The 23874-nt window shown below is 42.6% G+C and carries 28 protein-coding genes and 1 tRNA gene; 13 read left to right on the forward strand and 16 right to left on the reverse strand.

The features are described 5' to 3' along the window. Window positions 1-33 precede the first annotated feature (33 nt). The 6 genes from CHH58_RS13905 to CHH58_RS13930 form a co-directional block, all read right to left on the reverse strand. Window positions 34-732 (reverse strand): hypothetical protein, encoded by a 699-nt coding sequence (locus tag CHH58_RS13905; protein ID WP_095262699.1) that lies wholly within the window; start codon window positions 730-732, stop codon window positions 34-36. Further along, complete coding sequence (locus CHH58_RS13910) at window positions 729-1589, reverse strand: ABC transporter ATP-binding protein (RefSeq protein WP_095234424.1); 861 nt, start codon at window positions 1587-1589, stop codon at window positions 729-731. The genes CHH58_RS13905 and CHH58_RS13910 overlap by 4 nt, the downstream gene beginning before the upstream one ends. Before the next feature lie 2 nt (window positions 1590-1591). Continuing rightward, a complete protein-coding gene (locus tag CHH58_RS13915; RefSeq protein ID WP_095230659.1) occupies window positions 1592-1945 on the reverse strand; it encodes a GntR family transcriptional regulator in 354 nt (117 codons plus the stop codon). Between the two features lie 144 nt (window positions 1946-2089). Next, window positions 2090-2605, reverse strand: a complete 516-nt coding sequence (gene lepB, locus CHH58_RS13920; RefSeq protein WP_430980844.1) for a signal peptidase I — start codon at window positions 2603-2605, stop codon at window positions 2090-2092. Between the two features lie 116 nt (window positions 2606-2721). Beyond that, entirely contained in the window at window positions 2722-3576 is an 855-nt protein-coding gene (locus tag CHH58_RS13925; RefSeq protein ID WP_249275141.1) for a glycosyltransferase family 8 protein, read from the reverse strand. Between the two features lie 91 nt (window positions 3577-3667). After that, the gene (locus CHH58_RS13930) at window positions 3668-4249 is read right to left on the reverse strand and encodes a GNAT family N-acetyltransferase (RefSeq protein WP_095262700.1); all 582 of its coding nucleotides are present in this window, start codon (window positions 4247-4249) and stop codon (window positions 3668-3670) included. Between the two features lie 126 nt (window positions 4250-4375). Between CHH58_RS13930 and CHH58_RS13935 the strand changes: the two genes are divergently transcribed. Continuing rightward, entirely contained in the window at window positions 4376-5272 is an 897-nt protein-coding gene (locus tag CHH58_RS13935; protein WP_095230657.1) for a ComEC/Rec2 family competence protein, read from the forward strand. A 36-nt stretch (window positions 5273-5308) separates the two neighbouring features. On the opposite strand, the gene CHH58_RS13940 is transcribed toward CHH58_RS13935, so the two are convergent. From CHH58_RS13940 to CHH58_RS13950, 3 genes are all read right to left on the reverse strand, one after another. Next, window positions 5309-5617: a DUF3243 domain-containing protein gene (locus CHH58_RS13940; RefSeq protein ID WP_249275142.1), complete on the reverse strand. Its 309-nt coding sequence runs from the start codon at window positions 5615-5617 to the stop codon at window positions 5309-5311. Between the two features lie 99 nt (window positions 5618-5716). Next, window positions 5717-6109: a GNAT family N-acetyltransferase gene (locus CHH58_RS13945; protein WP_095262701.1), complete on the reverse strand. Its 393-nt coding sequence runs from the start codon at window positions 6107-6109 to the stop codon at window positions 5717-5719. Beyond that, window positions 6106-6285: a hypothetical protein gene (locus tag CHH58_RS13950; RefSeq protein ID WP_095262702.1), complete on the reverse strand. Its 180-nt coding sequence runs from the start codon at window positions 6283-6285 to the stop codon at window positions 6106-6108. Before CHH58_RS13950 ends, CHH58_RS13945 begins: the two co-directional genes overlap by 4 nt. A gap of 193 nt (window positions 6286-6478) precedes the next feature. Between CHH58_RS13950 and CHH58_RS13955 the strand changes: the two genes are divergently transcribed. Then, window positions 6479-7849 carry an alanine/glycine:cation symporter family protein gene (locus CHH58_RS13955; RefSeq protein ID WP_095230739.1) on the forward strand — a complete coding sequence of 457 codons (1371 nt, stop codon included), beginning with the start codon at window positions 6479-6481 and terminating at the stop codon, window positions 7847-7849. A gap of 113 nt (window positions 7850-7962) precedes the next feature. Continuing rightward, the gene (locus CHH58_RS13960; RefSeq protein ID WP_095230653.1) at window positions 7963-8193 is read left to right on the forward strand and encodes a DUF4190 domain-containing protein; all 231 of its coding nucleotides are present in this window, start codon (window positions 7963-7965) and stop codon (window positions 8191-8193) included. 292 nt (window positions 8194-8485) lie between these two features. On the opposite strand, the gene CHH58_RS13965 is transcribed toward CHH58_RS13960, so the two are convergent. Then, window positions 8486-8746 carry a hypothetical protein gene (locus CHH58_RS13965; RefSeq protein ID WP_095230652.1) on the reverse strand — a complete coding sequence of 87 codons (261 nt, stop codon included), beginning with the start codon at window positions 8744-8746 and terminating at the stop codon, window positions 8486-8488. Window positions 8747-8838: 92 nt separating this feature from the next. Here CHH58_RS13965 and CHH58_RS13970 point away from each other — a divergent pair, with 92 nt between their 5' ends. The 5 genes from CHH58_RS13970 (at window position 8839) to nadD (ending at window position 12621) form a co-directional block, all read left to right on the forward strand. Next, window positions 8839-9075: a hypothetical protein gene (locus CHH58_RS13970; protein WP_095230651.1), complete on the forward strand. Its 237-nt coding sequence runs from the start codon at window positions 8839-8841 to the stop codon at window positions 9073-9075. Window positions 9076-9189: 114 nt separating this feature from the next. Continuing rightward, complete coding sequence (locus CHH58_RS13975; RefSeq protein ID WP_095262703.1) at window positions 9190-9966, forward strand: NUDIX domain-containing protein; 777 nt, start codon at window positions 9190-9192, stop codon at window positions 9964-9966. An 18-nt stretch (window positions 9967-9984) separates the two neighbouring features. Continuing rightward, on the forward strand, window positions 9985-10548 hold the full coding sequence (locus CHH58_RS13980) for a cysteine hydrolase family protein (protein WP_095262704.1): 564 nt from the start codon (window positions 9985-9987) through the stop codon (window positions 10546-10548). Beyond that, window positions 10545-12005 (forward strand): nicotinate phosphoribosyltransferase, encoded by a 1461-nt coding sequence (locus CHH58_RS13985; protein ID WP_095230648.1) that lies wholly within the window; start codon window positions 10545-10547, stop codon window positions 12003-12005. The genes CHH58_RS13980 and CHH58_RS13985 overlap by 4 nt, the downstream gene beginning before the upstream one ends. 1 nt (window position 12006) lies before the next feature. Beyond that, window positions 12007-12621 (forward strand): nicotinate (nicotinamide) nucleotide adenylyltransferase, encoded by a 615-nt coding sequence (nadD, locus tag CHH58_RS13990; protein WP_095261055.1) that lies wholly within the window; start codon window positions 12007-12009, stop codon window positions 12619-12621. 371 nt (window positions 12622-12992) lie between these two features. Here the strand turns inward: nadD and CHH58_RS13995 are convergent, their stop codons facing one another. Then, on the reverse strand, window positions 12993-14351 hold the full coding sequence (locus tag CHH58_RS13995) for an arsenic transporter (protein WP_095261056.1): 1359 nt from the start codon (window positions 14349-14351) through the stop codon (window positions 12993-12995). A 435-nt stretch (window positions 14352-14786) separates the two neighbouring features. Further along, window positions 14787-14859: transfer RNA gene (locus CHH58_RS14000), tRNA-Ala, on the reverse strand. A gap of 140 nt (window positions 14860-14999) precedes the next feature. Here CHH58_RS14000 and CHH58_RS14005 point away from each other — a divergent pair. Genes CHH58_RS14005 through CHH58_RS18480 form a run of 4 tightly spaced genes read left to right on the forward strand, consistent with a single transcriptional unit; the run spans window position 15000 to window position 18313 of the window. Next, complete coding sequence (locus CHH58_RS14005; protein WP_170937638.1) at window positions 15000-15887, forward strand: exonuclease domain-containing protein; 888 nt, start codon at window positions 15000-15002, stop codon at window positions 15885-15887. Window positions 15888-15931: 44 nt separating this feature from the next. Beyond that, window positions 15932-16381, forward strand: coding sequence for a hypothetical protein (locus tag CHH58_RS14010; RefSeq protein WP_095233402.1), 450 nt, complete (start codon window positions 15932-15934; stop codon window positions 16379-16381). Further along, entirely contained in the window at window positions 16363-18120 is a 1758-nt protein-coding gene (locus tag CHH58_RS14015; RefSeq protein ID WP_095262705.1) for an ABC transporter ATP-binding protein, read from the forward strand. Before CHH58_RS14010 ends, CHH58_RS14015 begins: the two co-directional genes overlap by 19 nt. A gap of 43 nt (window positions 18121-18163) precedes the next feature. After that, complete coding sequence (locus CHH58_RS18480; RefSeq protein ID WP_164072018.1) at window positions 18164-18313, forward strand: hypothetical protein; 150 nt, start codon at window positions 18164-18166, stop codon at window positions 18311-18313. 39 nt (window positions 18314-18352) lie between these two features. On the opposite strand, the gene CHH58_RS14020 is transcribed toward CHH58_RS18480, so the two are convergent. From CHH58_RS14020 to CHH58_RS18485, 4 genes are all read right to left on the reverse strand, one after another. After that, window positions 18353-19210 carry an AEC family transporter gene (locus CHH58_RS14020; RefSeq protein ID WP_095233404.1) on the reverse strand — a complete coding sequence of 286 codons (858 nt, stop codon included), beginning with the start codon at window positions 19208-19210 and terminating at the stop codon, window positions 18353-18355. Window positions 19211-19490: 280 nt separating this feature from the next. Further along, entirely contained in the window at window positions 19491-21422 is a 1932-nt protein-coding gene (locus CHH58_RS14025) for an LTA synthase family protein (protein ID WP_095233405.1), read from the reverse strand. A gap of 204 nt (window positions 21423-21626) precedes the next feature. Next, on the reverse strand, window positions 21627-22058 hold the full coding sequence (locus CHH58_RS14030) for a YkvA family protein (RefSeq protein ID WP_095230640.1): 432 nt from the start codon (window positions 22056-22058) through the stop codon (window positions 21627-21629). A 71-nt stretch (window positions 22059-22129) separates the two neighbouring features. Continuing rightward, window positions 22130-22303: a hypothetical protein gene (locus tag CHH58_RS18485; RefSeq protein WP_170937639.1), complete on the reverse strand. Its 174-nt coding sequence runs from the start codon at window positions 22301-22303 to the stop codon at window positions 22130-22132. 426 nt (window positions 22304-22729) lie between these two features. On the opposite strand from CHH58_RS18485, the gene CHH58_RS14035 reads away from it, so the two are divergent. Further along, window positions 22730-23869 carry an alcohol dehydrogenase catalytic domain-containing protein gene (locus tag CHH58_RS14035; protein WP_095230639.1) on the forward strand — a complete coding sequence of 380 codons (1140 nt, stop codon included), beginning with the start codon at window positions 22730-22732 and terminating at the stop codon, window positions 23867-23869. Window positions 23870-23874 lie beyond the last annotated feature (5 nt).

The following is a 23874-nucleotide window of genomic DNA, read 5'->3' on the forward strand; positions in this document are numbered from 1 at the left end:
GAGACTCACGCCCTTTGGCATGAGTCTCTTTTTTTATGCGGTAGGCTGGGAGGTGCTCGTGCGGATAAAAATCCAGCTTATTACATAGGATACGATTGCTATTGCGCATACCAGTCCGAATGCTGGAAGTACAGCTAAGTCCTGCATCCAAGTAATCAAGTCAATTAATCGCTCCGGGCTAGTCAAAGAGACGGTTATACCAATTAAAGCAATGCCTCCGAGTATTGCGCCTCCAAGAAAACCAAATTTATAAGCGATGATACCGAATAAGAGTCCCGCAGCAAAGGCAGATAGCAAAATAGCATAATCCAGCGGCAAACTATAAAAAATACTTTTCAGCTCAGTGCTTGCTCCAATTGGGCGGATAATACGGATGTTCGTTATATTAGCTGCCTGAAACACAGCATTCAGTAATAATTGTACTCCGGCAAGGAAAGCGATCATTACAAAGTTAATCAGCAAAATGAAAATACCAACGGCTATATGGTAACTTTTTCTGGTGACACCCCTCTTGATAGCAAATGGGAGGCTTTCTTGGATAGTTCTAAAGCCAAAGATGACCATGAAGATATATGCTGGTGCTGTGATGGAGATATACATGAAGTCCGCAACAGCAACGCCTAGTACGGATAAAACCATGATGCAGAACAGCAGGATAGAACAGAAAACGGTAACGGTGCGTCTGCTATCGACAGCAAAGAAATATAGTAAAGCTTGTATTTGTTTCATCATGCACGGACCCCTCTTTTTTCGGTTAAATGAACCATCATATCTTGCAGCGGAACCCCTGAAACTGCCAGGTCACCAGTTAAGTCAAGCGCTTCTGTGGATAGCATGTATGCTTGTGTCGTTCCAGCAAAGCTTTTTTCTTTAATGACTTGTTTACCGTTTGTAAAGGCTTTGACCTGTGCTGCCGGTCCTGAGATGCAAAAGCTTTGAGCTCGGAGTTCTTCTGCACTTTTATGCAGTAGGATACTGCCTTTACTAAATATAATCACTTCTTCGAACAAATTGCTGACTTCATCAATTAAGTGAGTGGACAGGATGATAATCCGGGGATTACGTTGGAATTCTTCCAGCAGTACTTCATAAAAATAAGCGCGAGATGCGGCATCAAGTCCGATATAAGGTTCATCCAACATCGTAACTGGTGCTTTACTTGCCAAACCAACAATGATACCGAGAGCGGACTCCATACCTTTGGATAGATTTTTTACTCGTCGTCTTTTGTCTAAGTCAAATCCTTCTAGTAAGTCAGCAACCAGCTCCTTATCCCAATTGGAATAGAGCAACGAGGAGATTTTCAGCACTTGATGAACAGTAAGATCCTTTTTAAAATTATCGGCTTCCTTGATAAAGCAAATATTCTCTGTAACAGCTCGGTTATCGAAAGGTTTCATCCCATTTATGCGTAAATCTCCACCTGACGGTTTGTCGTAGCCAGCCAACAGTTGCATAAAGGTAGTTTTTCCGGCACCGTTTCTACCTAGCAGGCCGTAGATTTTCGGTTCTGTAATTTGAAGGTCAATTCCTTTCAAAGCTGTGGCAGTTCTGTATTCTTTAATCAGGTTATCAGCTACAATCGTCATTTTTACTCTTCCTCCTTGAGCATACGGATAATTTCTTCCTTGGGGATATGCAGCTTACTAGCTTCTTGTTTCATTGGAACGATATAAGCATCAAAAAACTGCTGTTTCCGCTTTTCCAAAAGAATATTCTGAGCTGCTTCTGTTACAAACATACCTACGCCTCTTTTCTTGAATAATATACCTTCGTCTACTAGCTGGTTGATACCTTTTCCTGCTGTGGCTGGATTTATTTTGTGGTGTTGAGCGAATTCATTGGTGGAGGGCACCCGTTCTCCAATTTGTATGGAGCCGTTGAGGATGGCATCTTCTAGTTGTTCTTTGATCTGGATAAAGATCGGCTTCGAATCATCAAGCATACATATGCTCCTTTAAAGTTCTAGGGTAGTTGGTTAATTACTTATGTAACTAACTATATAACCAAGTAACTGTAAAGTCAACCAGAATTCGGAAAAAATAAAAAAACAGTGCAAATGCCTGCACTGTTCGTCAACTTAATTTATTCAATTGGTTAATCCCATTTGAGGGAATGGATAATAGCGGAACTTCACTTCTCCGATGACTGAGCTTTGCGGGATTAAGCCGAACATCCTGCTGTCCTTGCTGTTTCTGCGATTATCTCCCATGACGAACAGGTGCCCATCAGGAATAGTATCTTCTCCTATAACATCACGAAGTTTGAAGTTATTTGTAAATAAAGCATCTTCCTGCATTGCTTCCTTCATTTCTTTCAGGTAAGGCTCTGCATGCTTCTTGCCATTTACATAAAGTACATCATTTTTGTATTCAATCGTGTCACCAGGGATGCCAATCACACGCTTTACATAGCTTGCATCCTGATCTGGTGCGTCAAATACAACTTCATCAAAACGATCAATTTCTCCAATTCGGCTGATGAGGATTTTGTTTTGATCTTCCAATGTAGGAGCCATGGATTCGCCAAACACGGTGCTGGGGAAGTAAAAATAAGAGCGGAAAATGAATAGTGCGACTATTGCTATACCGATCGGCAGCAGCACAGCATATAGTGTGCGTCTAGCTTTCAGCTGAAGCACCTCCTTTGGTACTAGTGTAACATACACGGAATGACCATAGAAAAAACCGGAGTTTTCTTAACTCCGGTTTTACAAACAGTTTATACATATAAGGAATTTTTGGATTGGGCAGAAGTCTTATTAAATGCTGTCTTCGCCAAGTATTCGTAGTAGCCATCCGTATAAGGGTGAATGGATCCTTCCTGCCATGGTTTTTCTTCTCCGCAGAAGTGGACAATTGAAGGTGTTTCTCTTACTGTCCGGAGCACTCGTTCTTCCTTAAGTGATTTCGCTTTATATTCTTTCAGGATAACGTGTGTCTGAGCATTCCATTTCGGATGAAGCATGAGCCAATCATTCCACAGGATGGCGTTTAGGGCATCCTGATCATGCCAAGCTAGCTTATCCGGGTTTTCGTTGATGAATGTCAGCACCTTATTCGTAATATCATTATCACGCCAAGCCTTCATATCAATTAGGATCAGACCGGAGTTAAAATAACGATCTTCTTTCGTGATTCCCATTTTCTCCAGACGGCGGTGTTCCCCAAAGTCTCCAACAGCTGCAATGATATTGCCTTCCGTATCGGCCTCAAAGAGTTTTTTGACATCATCCAGTACCAGCATATCGCAATCAACATACAGCGTCCGTTCAATAGCTGGATCCATCATTTCAGGTATGGATATACGATAGTAAGCCGCTTTTGAGATATGGCGGCTGGCAATTGCACCTCCGTAGGCATCCAAATTTACATCAAGGAAATCAAGCGGTGTCTTGTAGGCAGCTGCAGTTTCCTTCAGCAGCTGTTTCTTCTCTTGGCTAATTCCTCCATCGATGATTGAAATGACAAAATCCTTAGGGTTTGAAGTGTTTTCAAGTAAAGAACTCAATGTCATACCCAAGTGCTGTGCGTAGTTGTCATCTGTCGATGATACAATATGCATTTTCTTCTCCATTGTTCTTCTCATCTCCTTACTGCATATATAGCCCGTTGGAGATGAGACTAAACACATGTAATGCAATTGTAATTAATTTGATAAGAAATACTTATCCGTTGGCCTCATCATCATTTGTTTTGCTGTTTTCTTTTGCTTCCCATTCTTCCAAAAGCATGCCATAGACATTATGATTTACATAACCATAAACAAGCTTTTCTGCTTGACGGATTGTTCCTTCAAGGGTGAAGTTGAGCTTTTCCGGAATTCTTCTGCTTCGTACATTTCCGATGGCTGAACGGATTTCCACCCGGTTCAATCGAAGTTCAAGGAAGGCATAGTCCAAGGATTTACTGACTGCTTTTTGCATCAGGCCAAGACCAGTATACTCTTCTCCCAGCCAATATCCTAAGCTAGTAGAGCGATTCTGCCAGTCGATCTTATGAAAGCCGATTACTCCGGCTAAAGCGCCCTGATACCATATCCCTGCTGTAAATCCGTTATTTGATGCGAACTGATCCAGCGTATGCTGGATGAATTGTCTGCTGTGCTCGACGGCCGTGTTCTGATCTACCCAAGGCAGCCATTGCCGTAGGTGCTCACGGGAACTGTCGATCAGCTGATACAGCTTGTCGCTGTCCTGTGGTTCCAAAAGCTTCATATAAGTGGCTGAGTCAATGCGATGTGTAAACATGATTCGTCGCTCCTTTCAATTGTTATTAGTATAGCATGTCCAATCGATTGTTAAAATTAGGAGACAAGTATTGGTGCATACGAACTGTAAGCGGACTGCATCCTATGAAAAAGGGGGCGGAACGCAATGAAGAAATGGGTATGTTTTATATGTCTCTGCGTGTTGTTTGGATTCCCGATGAATACAGCAGCGGAAGGCGGAAGCGGCATATGGGACTATATTTTTTCGCAGACCGACGAAGCAGGGAAGCTGCAGGTGCATTTTCTTGATGTCGGTCAAGGAGACAGCATGCTGATACAAACACCATCACATTATAATATTCTCGTAGACGGAGGAGACGGGGAGTCAGGGGAGAAGGTGATATCGGAGCTTTCTGCCAGGGGAGTAAAGAAATTGGATCTTTTAGTAGCCACGCATCCGGATATCGACCATATAGGCGGACTTCTGCCGGTACTTAAGAAATTCAAGGTGAAGCAAGTACTAGATAGCGGTAAGCTGTATACAACGAGGACGTATCAGCGCTATACAGAGATTCTGGCGGAAAAAGAAATCCCGGTGACCATCGCCAAAGAAGGTTCCTATATAACGGTTGACCCGCTTCTGTCTATTCAAGTATTAAATGCCAATCATCCAAAAGCAACGAACAATCAGGCCTCGATCGTTTTGCGACTGACTTATCGTACGGTTGATTTTCTGCTTATGAGTGACGCTGAATCACAGCAGGAGTATAGGATGAAACATAATTATGAAGTGGAATCGGAGATCTATAAGGTAGCGCATCATGGTTCCCGGACAAGCAACACATTCGCTTTCCTGAAGAAAGTGAGGCCAGATTATGCAGTTGTTTCGTATGGAAGAGATAATCAATTAGGACATCCGACGAAAGAGGTCGTCCGTAATCTGCAAAAATCAGGGGCTGTACTTTATGCAACAGCTAAGGGCGGCACAATCAGTATTGAAACGAATGGCCTTTCCTGTCAGATTAGCAGTGAGAAGCCTAATCCAATATATCGTAAAAAATAAAAAAAGCGAATCCAATTCGGATTCGCTTTTTTCGTATTAGTTTGTCTGATCTGCAAGTTTCACGAGTGTGTTCGCAAGCGGCTTCTTGTTTTCTTCATCAGCAGCCAGCCACAGTTGTTTGAGCAAATACTCTTCACGGTTGCGAGGTTCCTCTTTATCAGCTAAATAATCAGCAACACGCTGAGCGGCTTTTGTTAAAGCTTCTTCACTTAGACCAAGGCGTTCACCTTGTTTCACTTTGTTCCCTAAATAATCTTGGAAGTTCTGGAAATTGTTCAGAATATCGTTCTTATCTTCTTGGGATAGGTTTTCCACAGCATTCTGTGCGCGATTTTCATGTGCCATTTTCATTACCTCCTCTTATAAGTTAGTAATGTATTCCCAATGTGCACATTAACAAACAACTTATCGAAAAATATATCATATGTACTAGAGTAAGCAGACTTACTCCGCATATGTTTTTCGGAAACCATAAAAAGGCCGAAATTTTTTCTGTTCGTAATAGGATTTTGATGTACTTGTTGCCAGCATCTCCATCCGCGTAGAAGGGAAGAGGTCATGTGCTGATTGAAGCAGCTTGCCGCCAACTCCTTGTCCGCGCATCTTCCCAGCGACGAGCAGCTCAGCAACGAGAAGAGTAATGACTTGGTCTGTGATACAACGAATATAACCGCAGATTTTATCCTGATGCAATGCTACAAGAACAGGGGCCGAGCCTTTCATAGCTTGATCGAAACGATCAGGATCAGCTGCGAGGGTAGTCCAGCTTTCATCTTTCAGCAATTCCATAATTGACGACAGATCTTCTGATTCGTAGGGACGTATCGCTATCATCATTCTTTTTCCTTTTTCGTTCCCTTGGGCATTGTACCGAAAATGATGCCTAACATACATCCTGCAGCCAGTCCAACAGTAGGGCTCTGAAAAGCGATTCCAAAAAGAATGGCAGTTATGATGCCTACTGTAAATGCCAATGGATAACGGAAAGGTTTTTTATCTTTTTGTTTACTCATCTGATTTATCTTCCTTTTCAGTTTAAATTCTACTAATTTCTACAATCTTTCTGACAGTCTGGAAGGAATAAACATTGCATACCATGTCAGATTTTGTTACATTATTTAGCATGTGCATTTTAGATAGCAAGGGGAGAAGAAAGTGTTTCTAGAAATTATACAAGATACAGGCGATTTCATTTGGACATATATCATGGCCGGCATCCTAGTGTTGGTAGGATTGTATTTTACCTTCCGAATGAAATTCACCACACTTACTATGATACCAGAAATGTTTAAACTTATCGGTGAAAAAACAGTGGACGGAAAAGGCGTAAGCTCTTTCCAGGCTTTTTGTATTAGTGCAGCCGCACGTGTTGGAACTGGAAATATGGCAGGAGTTGCCATTGCGATATCCGTCGGAGGTCCAGGTGCTGTGTTCTGGATGTGGCTAATAGCCTTCCTTGGAGCTGCTTCAGGTTTTGTCGAAGCAACATTGGCTCAGATTTATAAGACAAGAGACGGTGCTTCCTTCCGAGGCGGCCCAGCTTATTATATGGAAAAAGCACTTAAAGCACGTTGGATGGGTGTTACATTCGCAGTTATTATTGCACTCACATTTGGCTTGGCATTTAACACTGTTCAGGCAAATACGATTGTAAGTGCCTTTCATAACTCTTTCGGTGTGAGCAAAGAATTGATGGCTGTTCTGCTGACGATCGGCAGTGCTATTATCATCTTTGGCGGCACCAAGCTTATTGTAAAAGTTTCAGAGGTTATCGTTCCGATCATGGCAGGGGGATATATCCTTCTTGCGCTTGGAATCATCATCTTCAACATTACGGAAATTCCGCATGCTTTCGTAATTATTTTCCAAGATGCCTTTGGTATTAAGGAAATTTCTGGCGGTGCATTCGGTATTGCTATCATCCAGGGTATCAAACGAGGATTGTTCTCCAATGAGGCTGGTATGGGTAGTGCGCCACACGCAGCTGCAACAGCAAATGTATCTCACCCAGTAAAACAGGGATTGATTCAAACGCTTGGCGTATATGTAGATACTTTCGGCGTGTGTACCTCAACAGCGTTCATTGTTCTATTATCTGGATTGTATACGTCAACAGAAAATGATGGTATTGTCCTGACTCAAAACGCGCTGGAATCCCTAGTTGGTTCATGGGCTGGTATTTTCATCGCACTGATGGTACTATTGTTTGCCTTTACGTCTATCGTTGGAAACTACTTCTATGGTGAATCGAACATCAACTTTATTAAAAAAAGTAAAACATGGGTGTTCATCTACCGTCTTGCGGTAGTTGCAGTTGTAGCAGTTGGTTCCTTGGCAGGTCTTGACCTTGTTTGGGGTATCGCTGATATCTTCATGGCAATTATGGCGTTTATCAACTTAATAGCTATTGTTCTTTTAGGTAATATTGCCTTCCGTGCATTGCATGACTACCGCCAGCAAAAGCGAGCTGGTAAAAATCCGCATTTCTCTGCTAACAGTGTCCCTGGCATCCATAATGTGGATGAGGACATATGGCCAACAGAAGAAAGCAGAAATTCTAAAGTGTCTTCTCATTAAGAGGGCACTTTTTTGTTTAGGGATAAAATAATTTAGAAAAGTTACGAAACAGGACAATCGAGGATTCGTAGAGATACAATGGAGTCAGAACTTGAAAGAAGGAGTTTTGATCCATGCAGAAAACAGCACTTCTATCGCTCGTATTCGGGGTCATCAGTTTGTTTCTTTCTTTATACGGCATTTTCTTCGGCATTATCGGATTCATCCTTGCTTTACATACGATAAGGAAAGCGAAGAATCCGGAAAGGGCAGGGAAAGGGATGGCAATAGGAGGCTTGGCAACGAGTATCATCGGCGCAGGTTATCAAATAGTAGCGATCCTTATTCTTGTACTCACAGCCTGAACAGAAGCAAAAAGAATGCAGCATATCGCTGCATTCTTTTTTTTGTAACTTTATTTAATTTCTTGCCGTATAACAGGTATCTTACTTTCAGGAGGAAATTGATGAACGCATTGTTAATATATGCCCATCCGAATCATACATCACTTAACTATGCCTTTTTCGAGGCAGTGCAGGAAGGTATAAAACGTAGGGATCCGGAAAGTGAAAATCTTTGAGTTCGGCGGCATGGAAAAAAAGAACGGAAAACAGAAAAAATATCTGAGCCGTGTTGGAGGGTACTTTCCCAAGCTGGCTAGATAGGCAGCTGTTCCAATTCGTAATACTTATTTCTCACATCCTGTATCTCATTAGCGGCTAGACTGCGGCTGATTTGTTCCAGCAAGGAAGCAAATGTGTCATCATCGATACGCTCAGCTTGCTGAGCTATTCGGGTAGATCCTGCTTCCAAAACTCCTTCGGTAATGTTGCCGATTTGATAAATTCGGAAGTATTTATGGATCTCGCGGATGGCCGTTTCTTTATATGTCACTTGCCATTCATCATAAGTGGGCATAATTCATACAACCTTTCTATTCAACAAGAAGCTATGTCCTGTTATACTGTCTATGTCTATGGTATCATGCGACTTGGAAGGGAAGAAAGCAAATGTTACGAAAAATAAACGCTCTGCTCGCTATCATAGTCATTGCACTTGGCCTCTATCGATATATCGACCGGGATTATGAAGTGAATCCTCAGCTGATGCTGCCGCTTTTGTCTATTATGTTTCTGTTATTCTCAGTTGAGTCTATCTTAAATAAGAAAAAGCTAATGACGGGAGTTTATTTGATTGTCTTCGTTATTGCAGCAAGTGCAACTGTCATGATCTTTACACAGACTTAAAAGTCTTCTCCTTATAGGAGGAGGCTTTTTTGTTTATCATTGACAGGGAGAATGTATCTTGCATATAATACAATTAACAATTAACATAATGTTAATTAAAAGGAGATTAACATATTGAAGTCGAATAAAGAAGAGAAACCCTATGATGTTAGTCGATATCGTACCCCTGATGGTTATACATCGGATATAGCTGTATTCACCATTACTTCTGAAAAGACCAAAGCATATGCACCGCCAAAAATGGAGCTTAAGTTAATGCTAATCAAGCGTGCCGAGCAGGATACCGAAGGGAATTTGAACATCGAAGCAGGTAAATGGGCACTGCCAGGAGGATTTGTAACACCGGAAGAAACAGCGATGGAGGCAGCCAGTCGGGAATTGGAAGAGGAGATGGGAATAGCAGGAATACATCTGAAACACTTTGGTGTTTACGATGAGCCAGGACGTGATCCACGTGGGTGGATCATCTCGAATGCACATTATGCCATTGTCCCGGAACACAGATTATTTGAGAGAAAAGCGAATGATGATGCCGCAGAAGTGGAACTGTTTCCTGTACAAGATCTAGAGCAGCATCTTTTAGCATTCGATCATGCCAGTATCATCCGCCATGCTATTACTCATATAACACGAGATTTACTGCAAACTACAGTAGCAAAGCAATTCTTGCCAGAGCTGTTTACTTACTCGGAACTGCAGGCAGTTTTGCTGACCATAACGGATGACAAAGCAATTCAAAATGAGCAAGCTTTTGCACGTAAAATTAAAACATTGCCTTTCATCGAAGCAGTTGAAGGGCAGAAGACACAGCGAACATCCAAGCTGCCAACTCAGCTTTATCGGTTCATTGATGCAGAATTGAAGCAATCGATTTATACAGCTCGTCATTAATCCAGAGGAGGATGAAAGATGAAAGCATTAATAAATATCGATTATACGAATGATTTTGTAGCAGAAGATGGGGCACTGACTTGCGGGGTGCCAGGACGTGAAATCGAGGAACGACTTACAGCGATTACCTCTGAATTCATTGAGAACGGTGACTATGTAGTTTTTGCAATCGATAAGCATGAGGAGAAGGATGCATACCATCCAGAAACTAAGCTGTATCCGCCGCACAATATAGATGGGACAGAGGGACGTGCACTTTATGGCAAGCTGTCGGATGCATATGAGTCTGCCAAGCATGAATTGAATGTCTATTATATGGATAAAACAAGATACAGTGCTTTTGCAGGGACCGATTTGCTGCAGCGACTGAATGAGCGGGGTATCAAGGAGATTCATACTGTTGGTGTAGCGACAGATATTTGTGTTTTCCATACACTGGTCGATGCCTATAATTATGGCTTCAACATCGTTGTTCACTCAGATGCTGTTGCTAGTTTCAATCAAGAGGGGCATGCATACGCCCTGCATCACTTTAAAAGCGCGTTAGGAGCAGAGATTACAGAAGGAGGAGCGGAACGATGACACATTATCAGGATGATAGCACGGCATTGCACACGGATCTTTATCAAATCAATATGGCCCAGACGTATTGGAAGGATGGCAAACACAATCGCAAAGCTGTATTCGAACTGTTTTTCCGCAAACAGCCATTCGGTAATGGATTTGCTGTTTTCGCTGGCTTGGAACGAGTAATTGATTATTTGAAAGAGTTCCGTTTCTCAGATTCTGATTTGGACTATCTGGAGCAGGAGCTAGGATATGAGAAGGAGTTCATCGCCTATTTACGAGACCTGCGCTTCACTGGGGATTTGTACAGCATGCAAGAAGGGGAGCTTGTTTTCGGTACCGAGCCAATCATCCGGGTTGAAGCGCCGCTTGCGCAAGCGCAGCTGATTGAAACGGCTTTGCTTAATATCGTGAACTACCAGACGCTCATTGCTACGAAGGCAGCTCGTATCATGCATGTATTAGATGAAGGCGATACAGCAATGGAATTCGGCTCCAGACGGGCACAGGAAATGGATGCAGCTATTTGGGGAACAAGAGCGGCATTTATCGGCGGCTTTCATGCCACGTCCAATGTGCGTGCAGGCAAAAAGTTCGGCATACCGGTAGCTGGGACACACGCGCATGCGCTAGTGCAAGCCTATCGTGATGAGTATGAAGCATTTCGCAAATATGCAGAAACTCATGTGGATTGTACATTTCTTGTTGATACGTACGATACGTTGAAGTCTGGCGTGCCAAATGCAATCAGAGTAGCGAAAGAAATGGGCGATAAAATACGGTTCAATGCTATTCGTCTGGATAGCGGAGACTTAGCCTACTTATCCAAGCGGGCGCGGGAGATGCTCGATGAAGCAGGCTTTACAGAAACAAAGATCACCGCATCCAATGATTTGGATGAAGAAACTATCGGTGCTTTGAAAGCTCAAGGTGCAAAAATCACCAATTGGGGTATCGGAACGAAGCTAATTACTGCGTTTGATCAGCCAGCATTAGGAGCAGTATATAAAATAGTTTCCATTGAGGATGATAATGGAGATATGGTCGATACAATTAAAATCAGTGCCAATCCTGAAAAAGTTTCAACACCAGGACTTAAACGCGTTTATCGGATCATCAATCGAGCAAGTCAGAAATCAGAAGGAGATTACATTGCGCTCAAGGATGAGAAGCCAGAGGAAGCAGAGCGGCTGAAAATGTTCCATCCAACTTACCCGTACATCAGTAAGTTCGTAACAGATTTTGAGGCGAAGGAATTACAGGTACCTGTCTTCCAAAACGGCAAACTCGTCTACAAGCTACCATCTTTAGAGGAGTCACGTGACTATGTAAAACACAGCCTTACCTTCCTATGGGATGAATATAAACGAACGCATAATCCTGAAGCCTATCCTGTCGATCTCAGCACAGCTTGTTGGAATAATAAAATGGAATTGATCGAGCGCATCAAATCACAGTTGGAGGAGAAGTAGCATGGGGAAAATCGGAATCTATGGTTCTTCTTTCGATCCAGTCACAAATGTCCACTTATGGACTGCCAGTACGGTGGCTCATCGCTGCAAGCTGGATAAAGTCATTTTCCTGCCATGCTCCAGTAAGCGCAAGGATAAACAGCTTCATACGACAGACGAACATCGATGGCAGATGGTACAGATGGCCATACAAGACAATGACCGCTATATTGCAGATGATTACGAAATGAAGCAGGAAGCCTGGAATGTTTATACCGAGCAGACGTTAACCCACTTTAAAGGGATCTATCCAGATGATGAAGTCTATTTTATCATGGGAGCAGACCTGCTGGAGGATATTGGAGCTGGAAAATGGGGCAACAGTGAAGCACTTGTACGAGATAACCAGTTTATAGTCATGGCCCGTAACGATATTGACATGCTAAAGGTAATCAGCCATTCGCCGCTGCTGCGCAATCACGATGACGGTCAAACCTTCCATCTGATTGATAAAGGACTGGCGATGGAGATCAGCTCCACTTATATCCGTGACGAATTTGCTGTTGGAGGGGAACCGAGATATTTGCTGCCGGAGAGCTGTTATCAGTATATAAAGGAACACCAGATATATAATTGACATTGTATTACTAAATAAGAAAGGCCCCTTTGTAGTCCAAGGGGGCCATTTATGTAATAAAAAGACACCTTCTTATGAAAGTGTCTGCTTTTAGTATAGCTGGCTTGTGCTGTTGTTAATTTTAATGACAGTATATGCAGGGTTAAAATGGAAGTCATTGATGTATCACAGCAGTAATATTGCGCACACATGATCGACGATATCTATTTAGGTGTTTTACTTAGTTCACTATTACTTCCCGTTGCATACTGTAAAAATGAACCTAAGTATATACCTATCTTCATGATAAGGGGTTCTTGAAGATGGACCTGGTTGTTTGAATCCCTTATTTCATTTCTAAATCGGAGAGTATATGCCATTAAATCCTGCCCCTAACTAAAAACTATTTTGACCCAGTAATAGAGTAGGAACAAGGCAACTATGGTGGAAATAGGGATGACAATAAGCGATACTTTGAGATAGTCCATCCACTTCAATTTGATATCATGTTGTTTCAGGATGTATAACCAGATTAGTGAAGCCAGTGTTCCGATTGGCAACAGTAGAGATCCAATGTCGCTGCCAATGATACTTGCTAGATAAATTGTCTTTAAAGTGATTGGGTCAAGTCCCATTTCAGTCATCGTAAATGTTCCGATCATCAATGCTGGATGATTATTGAAGAAGTTAGATAGGATGGAAACCAGACCACCCATGGCAAAGCTTGCATACATCAATCCTTGGCCTACAATCGGTTCACTATATTTAACAAGCATTTCTGTTAGTCCGATGTTATGCAATCCATAAATGATGACGTACATGGAAAAGGCGAAAACGAGTATATGCCATGGTGTTTTTTTGATAATGTCGATTGGGTTTGTACGCAAGTAATACCAGCGCCATGCAAGCAACGCAAGAGAACCGAGAACTGCTACGATTGAAATTGGGATGGCCAGATAAGAGGCAACAAACAGTAGGCAACGCATCAAGAACACAAACAACAATAATATAAGCATGAATCTTGATCGTTTTTGTTTAGTGTCTGTAAATACCTTCCTGCCTTTTATCGGTTTGAAGTGTTGCGTAAAAAAGTTTTCTTCTATATCCTTTACAGATTCCGGTAATGATTTAGGCAATCTTTTCTTCACAACGATGAACATTAGCCAAGACATGAACAGTAATGCTAATGTCGCCGGAACAAACATCATAGCAGTGTGCATGTAAAGTGACATATCGATTATTTCCAGGGCAATCAAATTAACGAGGTTGCTTACTCCAATCGGTGCACTTGAGGCTGTAGCGATAAGGGCACCACTCAATAAATATGGAATTTGCTGATGTGTCGGTAAGCGGAGATTCCTGAGTAGTAAAATTAGGATTGGTGTTGTAATTAAGATACTTCCATCGTTATTGAATAAGAGTGTCATTAAGAAGCATAGGAGTTGAATGTACCAATATAACCGATACCCCGAACCTCGAGCTAAATTAGCTAACTTTGCAGCGACCCAGTGAAAGAAACCGAAACTCTCCAATATAACCGCCATGACGATTGTGGCCATGATCGTAATAGCGGCGCCTCCAATCTTATCCATTATATCTGCCGCATCAGGCCCTGAAACTATTCCTGTCAATAAAATTATCGCGGCACCTACTGCTGCTGGGACAGCTTCATTAAGTCCCCGCGGCCTCCAGAAGATGACCAGCATAGTAGCTAGGAATGTAAATACTGTAATTCCTATTTCTAATGTCATCTTACACAACTCCTTTTTCCTTCCTTTTATTTTTTTAGTTCGGAAGTTTGAACCTCCCCCGACCTGTTTTTTACATGTATATTCAAATTCGAATAGATGGACTAGATTTTTATACCTAAATTGTCGAAATGTATGTTTGTCTGCTAGAGTGAAATGTCTAGAAAGAGAAATGGAAGGCACCGTCCATGTACGTTTTCAGGGGGGCTTTCTAAAGGAACTATGGAGATGAAAAGCAAAGGGTAACTAGAAACGTAGGTTGGTTCTTATGCTAGATTTGTTATAAATGAATATGTATAGAAGTGTAAAAGATAGATAGAAGGAAGGTAATGATGTTAGAGGAACCTTTTAGTTAAGTCTGAGGCACGAGCTTAAAAATGCAGTAACTATTTCCTTTTAAACAAGAAAAAACCCTTAAAATTAAGGGTTTTTGAAAGATGGAGCATAGCGGGCTCGAACCGCTGACCTCTTCGCTGCCAGCGAAGCGCTCTCCCAGCTGAGCTAATGCCCCGTATTTAATTCATCGTCACAAAAATATTATAGCGCTTCTTTCCTTTACTGGCAACATTTTTTCATAAGCACGATTATCGGACTCTACCGGCTGCTATGATATAATCTACTTAACAAAAAGTCGATTTGGAGGACGATGCAGTGCGGTTTGTGAGTATAGATTTCGAGACGGCGAATCGATATTGGTCAAGTGCTTGTTCGGTAGGTATTGCCGTAGCGGATGAGACGGGTGTGATTGATGAATGGTATACCTTAATCAATCCCTTGATGGACTTTGAAGAACAGAATATCCAAGTGCATGGAATTCTTCCGCGAGATGTAGAGGATGCGCCGACGTTCAAGGAAATCTGGCCGAAGCTAAGCGGTTATCTGGCTGGTAATGTCGTAATTGCGCATAATGCGAGTTTTGATATGGGTGTCATTCGTAAAGCGGTGGCACGTTACGGATTGAAAATGCCGGATTTTGATTATCTATGTACGCGGATTATCGGCAAGAAGGTGTGGCCGGATATGGAGAATCATCGGCTGAATACGTTAGCTGCCAGCAAGGAGATCACGTTCGAGCACCATAATGCCATGGAGGATGCGCGGGTAGCGGCAAATATTTTCCTGCATGCGATGGCGGATTCTGGAGTCCAGAGTATAGAGGAACTGACCAAAGCATTGAAGGTCAGCCGGAAAAGCATCCATGATACAAGCTCTTCTGGCAGCAGATCAAGATACGGGGATATCAAACCACAGACAGATCAATTTGATCCAGCCCACCCGTTCTACAGGAAACAGGTGATGTTCACGGGGACGATGAAGAGTCTGAAGCGAAAGGATGCAATCCAAAGACTCGTCAATGTAGGCGGCGTGCACACAGATAAAATGGACACGTCTACCCGCTATCTCGTTGTCGGAGCTAGAGATTATGAGAAATTTGCTGCCGGCAAGAAAACGAGTAAGCTCGTCCAAGCGGAGCGAATGATTGAGTACGGACGTCCGCTGCGGATTATCTCAGAAGAAAAATTCCTATCATTGGTGTAAGGAGTTCTCGGCATGAGAACTCCTCTTTTTATGGAGGGGACAAGATGTATGAATTAAAGGAAACCGATCTGACTAAAGAGGCGTATATACAATTGCTGGAGAGATTATTTGATAGTTGTGATACAGTCAGTTTTGCCGTGCTTCCTAAGAAGATGATGGGGCAAAAGCAAACGCTGCATCGCCTGCTGCAAGAACTGGAGCCGTATTTGCAGGAAATTGTTTATGATAATGGTACAAGAGCTAACCTTTTCGATGCTAATGTATCGGTACCGAATTATTATTACCGTATTTGTCCGGAATCTAAGCAGTTGATAATGCAGGCAGCGGAAAATCTTTTCTATTGGCAGCAGCCAGAACTTCCAGAGGATCTGTCTTTTATGAGGAAGGAAGAAGAATATTTCGTGACGAATGCTCATGAAGGATATGCAATGCTTTTGGCAGATGATAAACAATTAATAGAACTTGGGGGAACATTATGGAGCAGAATCAAATAGAAACGAAGAAATTTGATTGGCGCTTATTTCTGGCGTTGGTCAAAGGTACTAAACCGCCTAAGGTGATTGTCATTGTCGCGTTGGTGATGAGTTTATTAACGACAGGTGTCGGATTCACCGTACCATTGTTTACAAAGAATTTAGTGGATGGTTTCTCCGGGCAATCCATTACAGGAGTGCAAATTGCAATCTTGGTTATCGCTTTTGTGCTGCAGGCATTAGCTAGTGGATTGTCCATCTACTTGCTCGCGAAAATAGGCCATCATGTCGTGGCAAAGCTGCGCGAGAGGCTATGGGACAAACTATTGCATCTGCCTATCAGGTTCCATCATGATAATGAGACAGGAGAGACGCTCAGCCGAGTGACCAATGATACAGCGGTTGTAAAAGAGCTAATCACGGATCATCTGACTAGTTTCGTTACAGGTATTATTTCCATAGTCGGAGCGATTATTATTCTGCTAGTTCTTGACTGGAAGATGACGATTGTCATGCTGCTTGCAGTTCCGATTGCAATTGGGATCATCATGATTCTTGGGCGCAAGATGTATCGGGTATCAAAAATAATGCAGGAGGAGACAGCGAAGTTCACTGCAGTCCTCAATCAGGTGCTGCCGGAGATGAAGCTTGTCAAAGCCTCGAATGCAGAACACGTAGAGCTGGAACGTGGTAACAAAGGAATACGCTCTTTATTTACGTACGGCTTGAAAGAAGCAAAGATTCAAGCGTTATTGTCGCCGCTCATGCTCTTCATCATGATGCTGCTACTTGTAACCATTATCGGTTACGGTGGTGTCCGTGTTGCATCCGGAGCATTATCCGCAGGTGACATGGTAGCGTTCATTCTGTATTTGTTCCAGATCATCATGCCGATGACGCAGCTATCCATGTTCTTTACCCATCTTCAGAAGGCAATGGGGGCAACGGAACGTATTTATGATGTACTTGGAGAAGATACAGAGGATAGCGATAAAGGAGAACCGATCCATCGCGTGGATGGAGATTTGCATATCAACCATGTAAGTTTTGCTTATCAAGCAGAACAGGTCTTGCATGAACTCAGTTTTACAGCTCCTGCTGGGAAGGTGACCGCGATTGCCGGCCCAAGCGGTGGGGGGAAATCCACACTATTTGGTTTGCTAGAGCGCTATTATGAGCCAACTAGCGGTACAATCCAACTTGATAACACACCTATACAGGATTTTAAACTGCATGATTGGCGGCGCCAAATCGGATATGTGGCACAAGAGACGGCGCTGTTATCCGGTACTATACGTGAAAATATCTGTTATGGTTTGGAAAGGGAAATATCTCAGGAAGAGCTGGAACACGTATCAGAAATGGCTTATGCCAAGCAGTTCATAGAAGAGCTTCCTGATAGCTATGAAACAAAAGTTGGCGAGCGGGGAGTGAAGCTATCAGGCGGGCAACGGCAGCGTATTGCGATTGCAAGGGCGCTTTTACGTGATCCGCAGATCCTCATGCTGGATGAGGCGACTTCGAGTCTTGATAGCAGTTCAGAGATATACGTTCAGCAGGCATTACAGAATTTAATGCAAGATCGAACTACCTTCGTAATAGCTCACCGACTATCGACAATTGTAGATGCAGATCAAATCGTATTTATCGAAAAAGGACGGATCACTGGCATCGGAACACACGAAGAGTTGTTTGAAAGTCATGATCTATACCGGGAATTCGCATCACAACAGCAGTTGCTTGCGGGTAAGATGGAATAATTAGAGTCCTTCTCTGCATACTAGGAGAAAAGGGGGTTCTATCATGCCGAAGAAAAAGCCCAATAATGATCATCAATTCAAGGAAAACAAGAACCATGGCGAAAAACGGAATGGCCGATTGAGCCAGTTCAAGAATAATGTCAATGGACCAGGCCAAGCGGAAAACGAATATATTTCCGCTAAGGAAGACTAAAAAAGCTGCTGCCTCTAAATGTGAGGCAGCAGCTTTTTTTCAATTCATCCAATTAACGAGGACGAATAATATTGGTACCACTACAATAAGCGAAGATGTCGCAACAATCCAATTTGAGTTGGCCAGCTCCATGTCGAGATTGTACAGCCGCGGCGGTACAAGAGAAGCTACTGCAGGTGGCATAGCAGACATAATGAGTAGCACCTGTAATAATATACCGTCATACAAGTTGCCAAGTCCAAGTAAATAGGCACCACCAGTGATGACAAGCGGTACAGCCAGGAACTTGATCGGAATCAGCCAAATGCTCAAATTCCAGTATTTCTTTACCGATGCAATTCGCATACTGAAGCCAATCGGGATTAGAAGCAGGATGGATGCCAATGCAACAAGGGTTGAATTGCTTGCGCCCAGCCATTCAAATCTATCTATTGGGGATAGGTTCAGCGCAGCACCAATGATGATAGAGCAGAAGGTGATCATAATGAATGGATCTTTTATTATCCGCACCACACGTGATCCTGAACTATTCTCTTCGATTGTCCCGTATGATTTTGCGATTGGATAGATGATCGTATAGTACGTGAATTCCTCAAGCAGACGGAACATTGCAGCATATGCGACTGCTTGCTCGCCAATGAACAGCACACAGAAAAGCAAACCGAAGCTTCCAAGGTTGAGAAATGCTCCAGAAACGAACATGGATCCAATCTGATCTCTCGGCAGCTTCTGCCATTTAGAGAAGAGTAAGGCCAGACCTGCACCAAGGAATATTGTTATGATTCCGAAGATTGGTAAGTAGATCAGTTTGACATTAGTAAGGTCAGCTGACCAGAAGGCACTAATTAAGATAATTGGATTCAGGACGAGCAGGACGACCCGAATCAGCGCATTCATGAAATAATTAAGTGAGAACCATTCCGGAAGCCGGTATTTCTCGGCGATTATCCGGATGACCCTGCCGATGATAAGTCCGATTAGAATGATGGATATGGCATAGATGAAGCTTCCGATAAGGCCGTTCCTCCTTTTAGCAAGATGCTACATGATGTATTCCCTGTTTTCTATTATATACAGCATTCATAATTGTATCGATATTGCAGGGTATTGTCTAAAGAAATTGGTAAATTAGGCTTGTATAAAAAAACACCCGCCATACTAGGCAGGTGTTTCACAATTATTCTTCCTCAGACTCCGAACGATTATTATAATCATAATCACTCGCTTTTACTGGCGTCCAGCCTTCCGGATCATAGAAACGGAGCAGGTCACCATAAAGGATTTTATCGTTGAGGCTTAGCTTCTTAGCTAAGTCTTCTTTTTCTTTTTTGATTTCTTCAATCTTGGCTTCATCTTCGACTATTTCTCCAGTGGCAGTATCGTAATACGTGTCGCCTAGTACGGTGTAATCCTTGCTGATGAAATCACCATTACGTAGGCCTACAATACCGTTATGCTCCTCGGACAGTAGATCTGTACCGAACTGGATATACTTCGATGAGTCAATACCGAGCAAATGTTCAAGTGTCGGAAGGACATCAAGCTCGCCGCCATACGTATGGTTTACGCCGCCTTCAAGACCTGGAGCCTTGATCATGAGCGGTACACGCTGCATTTGAGCATTTTGATAATCCGTCATTTCTTTTCCAGTAATCTCTTCCATAGCACGATTGTGGTTAGTCGAGATACCATAATGATCTCCGTAAAGCAGGATAACAGAGTTATCATACATTCCGGATTCCTTCAGGTCGTTGAAGAACTGTTCCAGTGATTCATCCAGGTATCGCGCTGTCTGGAAGTAGTTATCAACAGTGGAGTCTCCTGTTGTTGCTTTATCGATCGTAGCATCTTCTGGATCAAGTGTGAACGGATAATGGTTCGTCAGCGTGATCATATGTGCATAAAATGGCTGATTAAGTGATTCAAGCAACGGCATGGATTCCTCGAAGAATGGTTTATCCTTCAGACCGTAGTTAACCGAGTTTTCCATGTTGTAATATGTGGAATCAAAGAAGTGATCGACTCCGAATTGCTTGTAAATTTCATCACGGTTCCAGAATGTCTTCTCGTCACCGTGGAATACAGCGCTCGTATAGCCTTGCTCCTGGTTCAGGATGGCAGGCGCTGCTTGATAAGTGTTCGTACCTTTTACAGAGAAAGCAGATCCTTGCGGAAGTCCGTATAGGGAGTTATCCATTAACAGCTCTGCGTCTGCGGTTTTACCTTGTTCTGTTTGGTGGAAGAAGTTATCGAAATAAGTTATTTGCTTATCATTCACAAGTGAATTCAGGAATGGTGTAACTTCTTCGCCATTCAATTTGTAATTGATCAGGAAGCTTTGGAAGCTTTCCAAATGAATTTTAATGACGTTCATGCCTTCTGCTTTTCCGAAGTATTTCGCATTCGGTTCAGCATAGTTTGCCTCAGTGAATTCCGTCACTTCGGATAAATCACTCGGACTTGCCATAACTCGCTGAGTAGAAGTCTTCGCATTTTGTACTGCATCATAAATTGTATAGTTGTAAGGTCCAAGATATTTCACTAAGTACGTGCGGTCGAAGGTACGCTGCAGCAGCTGCGGGCGATCGACTTCGGCCAGGCCAAGGTTGACTGCAAATAGAGCCACACCGGAGATGATGACCATGGCTGTCTTGCGGAAAGCAAGGCGCTCGATACTCCAATTCTTTCTTGTGTAGATATAAAAGACGATCAGCAAGATGATGTCTAGGAAGTAGATGAAGTCATAGCCTTCCATCAGTCCGAAGATACTGCCGCCCATGCCGGAACTTAAATTATCTGTTTGCTTTAATGTTGGCAGGGTAATGAAATCATTAAAGAATCGGTAGTACAGGACATTGGCATAAAGCAAGAAGCTCATGATGAAATCAATGACTAAAAGCCAAATCCCCATTCTTCTGCCTTTTGCTAGGAATGCAAGCCCCAGAAATACAATGCTCGCACTAAGTGGGTTTATTACCAGCAGGAATTCCTGCATAGCATTTGTTATATCCAGGTTGAATTCCTGTTTATAAGAAAAATACGTCTTGGCCCATAAGAAAATCACAGCCAGCGTAAAAAATCCTTTTTTTGAAGCCAAAAGCTTCTTCATTATCTTTCACCTCTTCATTTTCTTATCAGGCGTCATATTGAGTTGAACTGAACAACAACATAGATTCTATCAATTTATAATCTAAAAAACAATTAAGACCCAAAACAAAATTTGGGCTCATAATCTATAAATATAACAGATTCCTACGAAAAAGCAAAATGGGAAATTTAACCCGAAAAAAAAGAGTGCAAATTGCACTCTTTTTTACAATGCACCCGCTGCACCAGTTGTCTGGGGTTCAATCGGCTGCTGATGTTTCCATTGCTTATATGCTGCTACATCCTGTTGTATCTGCTTAAAGGTGAAGGCGATGAGCGCAACGTCATCAAGCAGTCCTCCTGGAATGAAATCCGGTACAAAATCAATTGGACTAAGGAAATAGAGGAAGGTTGCTGCAATCATTAGCAGCGATTTCGTAGGCAGGTGGGTGTACGCACCTTTGCGCCAGTCGCGGAGCATGTCCACCATCAACTGCAAATCTGACCAGATTTCCGCGAGTTTACCTTTATTATCCGTTGCTTTAGTTGATACATTAGCAAGGAGCTCCTTCGATTTTTCCTTATCCTGCAGCAATGCTTTTGCCTTTGGCGTGTAAGCATGCCGTTTCTCCAGGAGCTGTTTTAGGTTCCATTTCATAAGGTGTACCTCCTTGTTTGCTTCTAGTTTCTATTATGAGGAACAATTCCTTGTCATGCAAGGAAGGGGCTTTAGTCAATCTTTTTTACGAGCACCCGGTATCGTTCCGGCAGCGTATCTTTTGCCTTCACATGCTGCATGAAGGATTCTGCTTCTTCATATGAGTCAAAAGTGTATACTTCTCCGTCCTTTCCGACGAATTCAAGCTTCACTTGATTTGAGTCGATTGCAATGACTTTAAACATAGTGCTCTCCTTTCGAATGCTGACAGCACCGTTTGGCCGCTGGCAGAAAGAGCTGAGTAAAATAGGTTTTTCCAGCTCAGATGACTCAAGATGATGTAAAGTTTTCTCGGAAAAATGAAATTAAAAAATAGTTCACCTATCTATTATAAAGAAAGTGAGCAGAGAGAGGAAGCGAGAACTCAAAAATGGGGAAAAGCAGGCAGCGGGGGCTGCCTGCTTTTCTGTTGTTGTTAGAAATAAGTGTGGTGAGACGAACGAAATATGTGGGAAGTAATACTGTTAGAAAACATATTTTATCGTTCTCATTTATATAGACGTGCGCCACTAAGGAATAGTTTCATTTTTTCAAGAGAAGTTTTGAGAGGTTTAGGTTTAACAGGCAAAAGGTATAGTCTTTCAACTAACTGGATAAAGGAGATTGGTACCATGCAAGCAGTCACGTTCCAAGGTAAGGAAAATATCGAAGTCAAATCAGTAGAAGCTCCTTCAATCGAGAAATCGACCGATATGATCGTACGTATAACAGCAACTGGTATCTGCGGTTCTGATCTGCATTTGTATCATGGTGGAATTATGCCGGAGAAGGATTATATCATTGGTCACGAGCCGATGGGTATTGTAGAAGAAGTGGGACCTGATGTGAAAAACCTGAAAAAAGGAGACCGTGTTGTCATCCCATTCAATATTGGCTGCGGCGAATGCTATTATTGTAACCACCAGATGGAAAGTCAATGTGATAACTCGAATGGTAATCCGCATACCGATGCAGGAGGATTATTCGGGTTTGCAGATCAGTTCGGTGACTATCCCGGGGGGCAAGCGGAGTATCTGCGCGTACCATTTGCTGATTTCACCTCCTTCAAAGTACCTGAATCAAGTGAACTGAAGGATGAAAGTGTTGTATTCCTATCCGATGTAATCCCAACAGCTTATTGGAGTGTAGAAAACAGCGGAGTCAAAAAAGGGGATACTGTCATCATCTTGGGTGCAGGTCCAATTGGCCAGATGGCGCAGAAGTTTGCTTGGCTGAAAGGTGCAGAGCGCGTTATTGCAGTAGATAATGTACCGCATCGACTCGCGCATGCTAAACGGATGAATAATGTAGAAACCTATGACTTTACCAATAATCCTGAAATCGGTTCTTTGCTTCATAGCGATACAAATGGCGGAGCTGATGTTGTAATTGATTGTGTCGGTATGGATGGAACAGTTCCGGAAGGTGTAACATTCGGTTCTGAACATGACAATCAGTTCGGAACAATTCAGCCAATCATTACAGCAAGTGAAGCGGTGGGTAAATTCGGAACCGTTCAGCTGACTGGCGTATATGGAACAGAAGCAAATGGATTCCCAATTGGTGATTTCTTCACGCGGAACGTGACGCTTACAATGGGACAGGCTCCAGTTATCCATCTGATGCCGAAGCTATATCAGATGGTAGAGGAAGGGGTATTCGATCCTACGGATATCATCACACACACAATGAAAATTAGTGAAGCAAAAGAAGCTTACAAAATATTCGATGAAAAGTCGGATAATAACATCAAAGTACTATTGAAGCCATAAAAAAC

The sequence above is a fragment of the Terribacillus saccharophilus genome (assembly GCF_002272745.1).
Classification (GTDB): Bacteria; Bacillota; Bacilli; order Bacillales; family Amphibacillaceae; genus Terribacillus; species Terribacillus saccharophilus_B.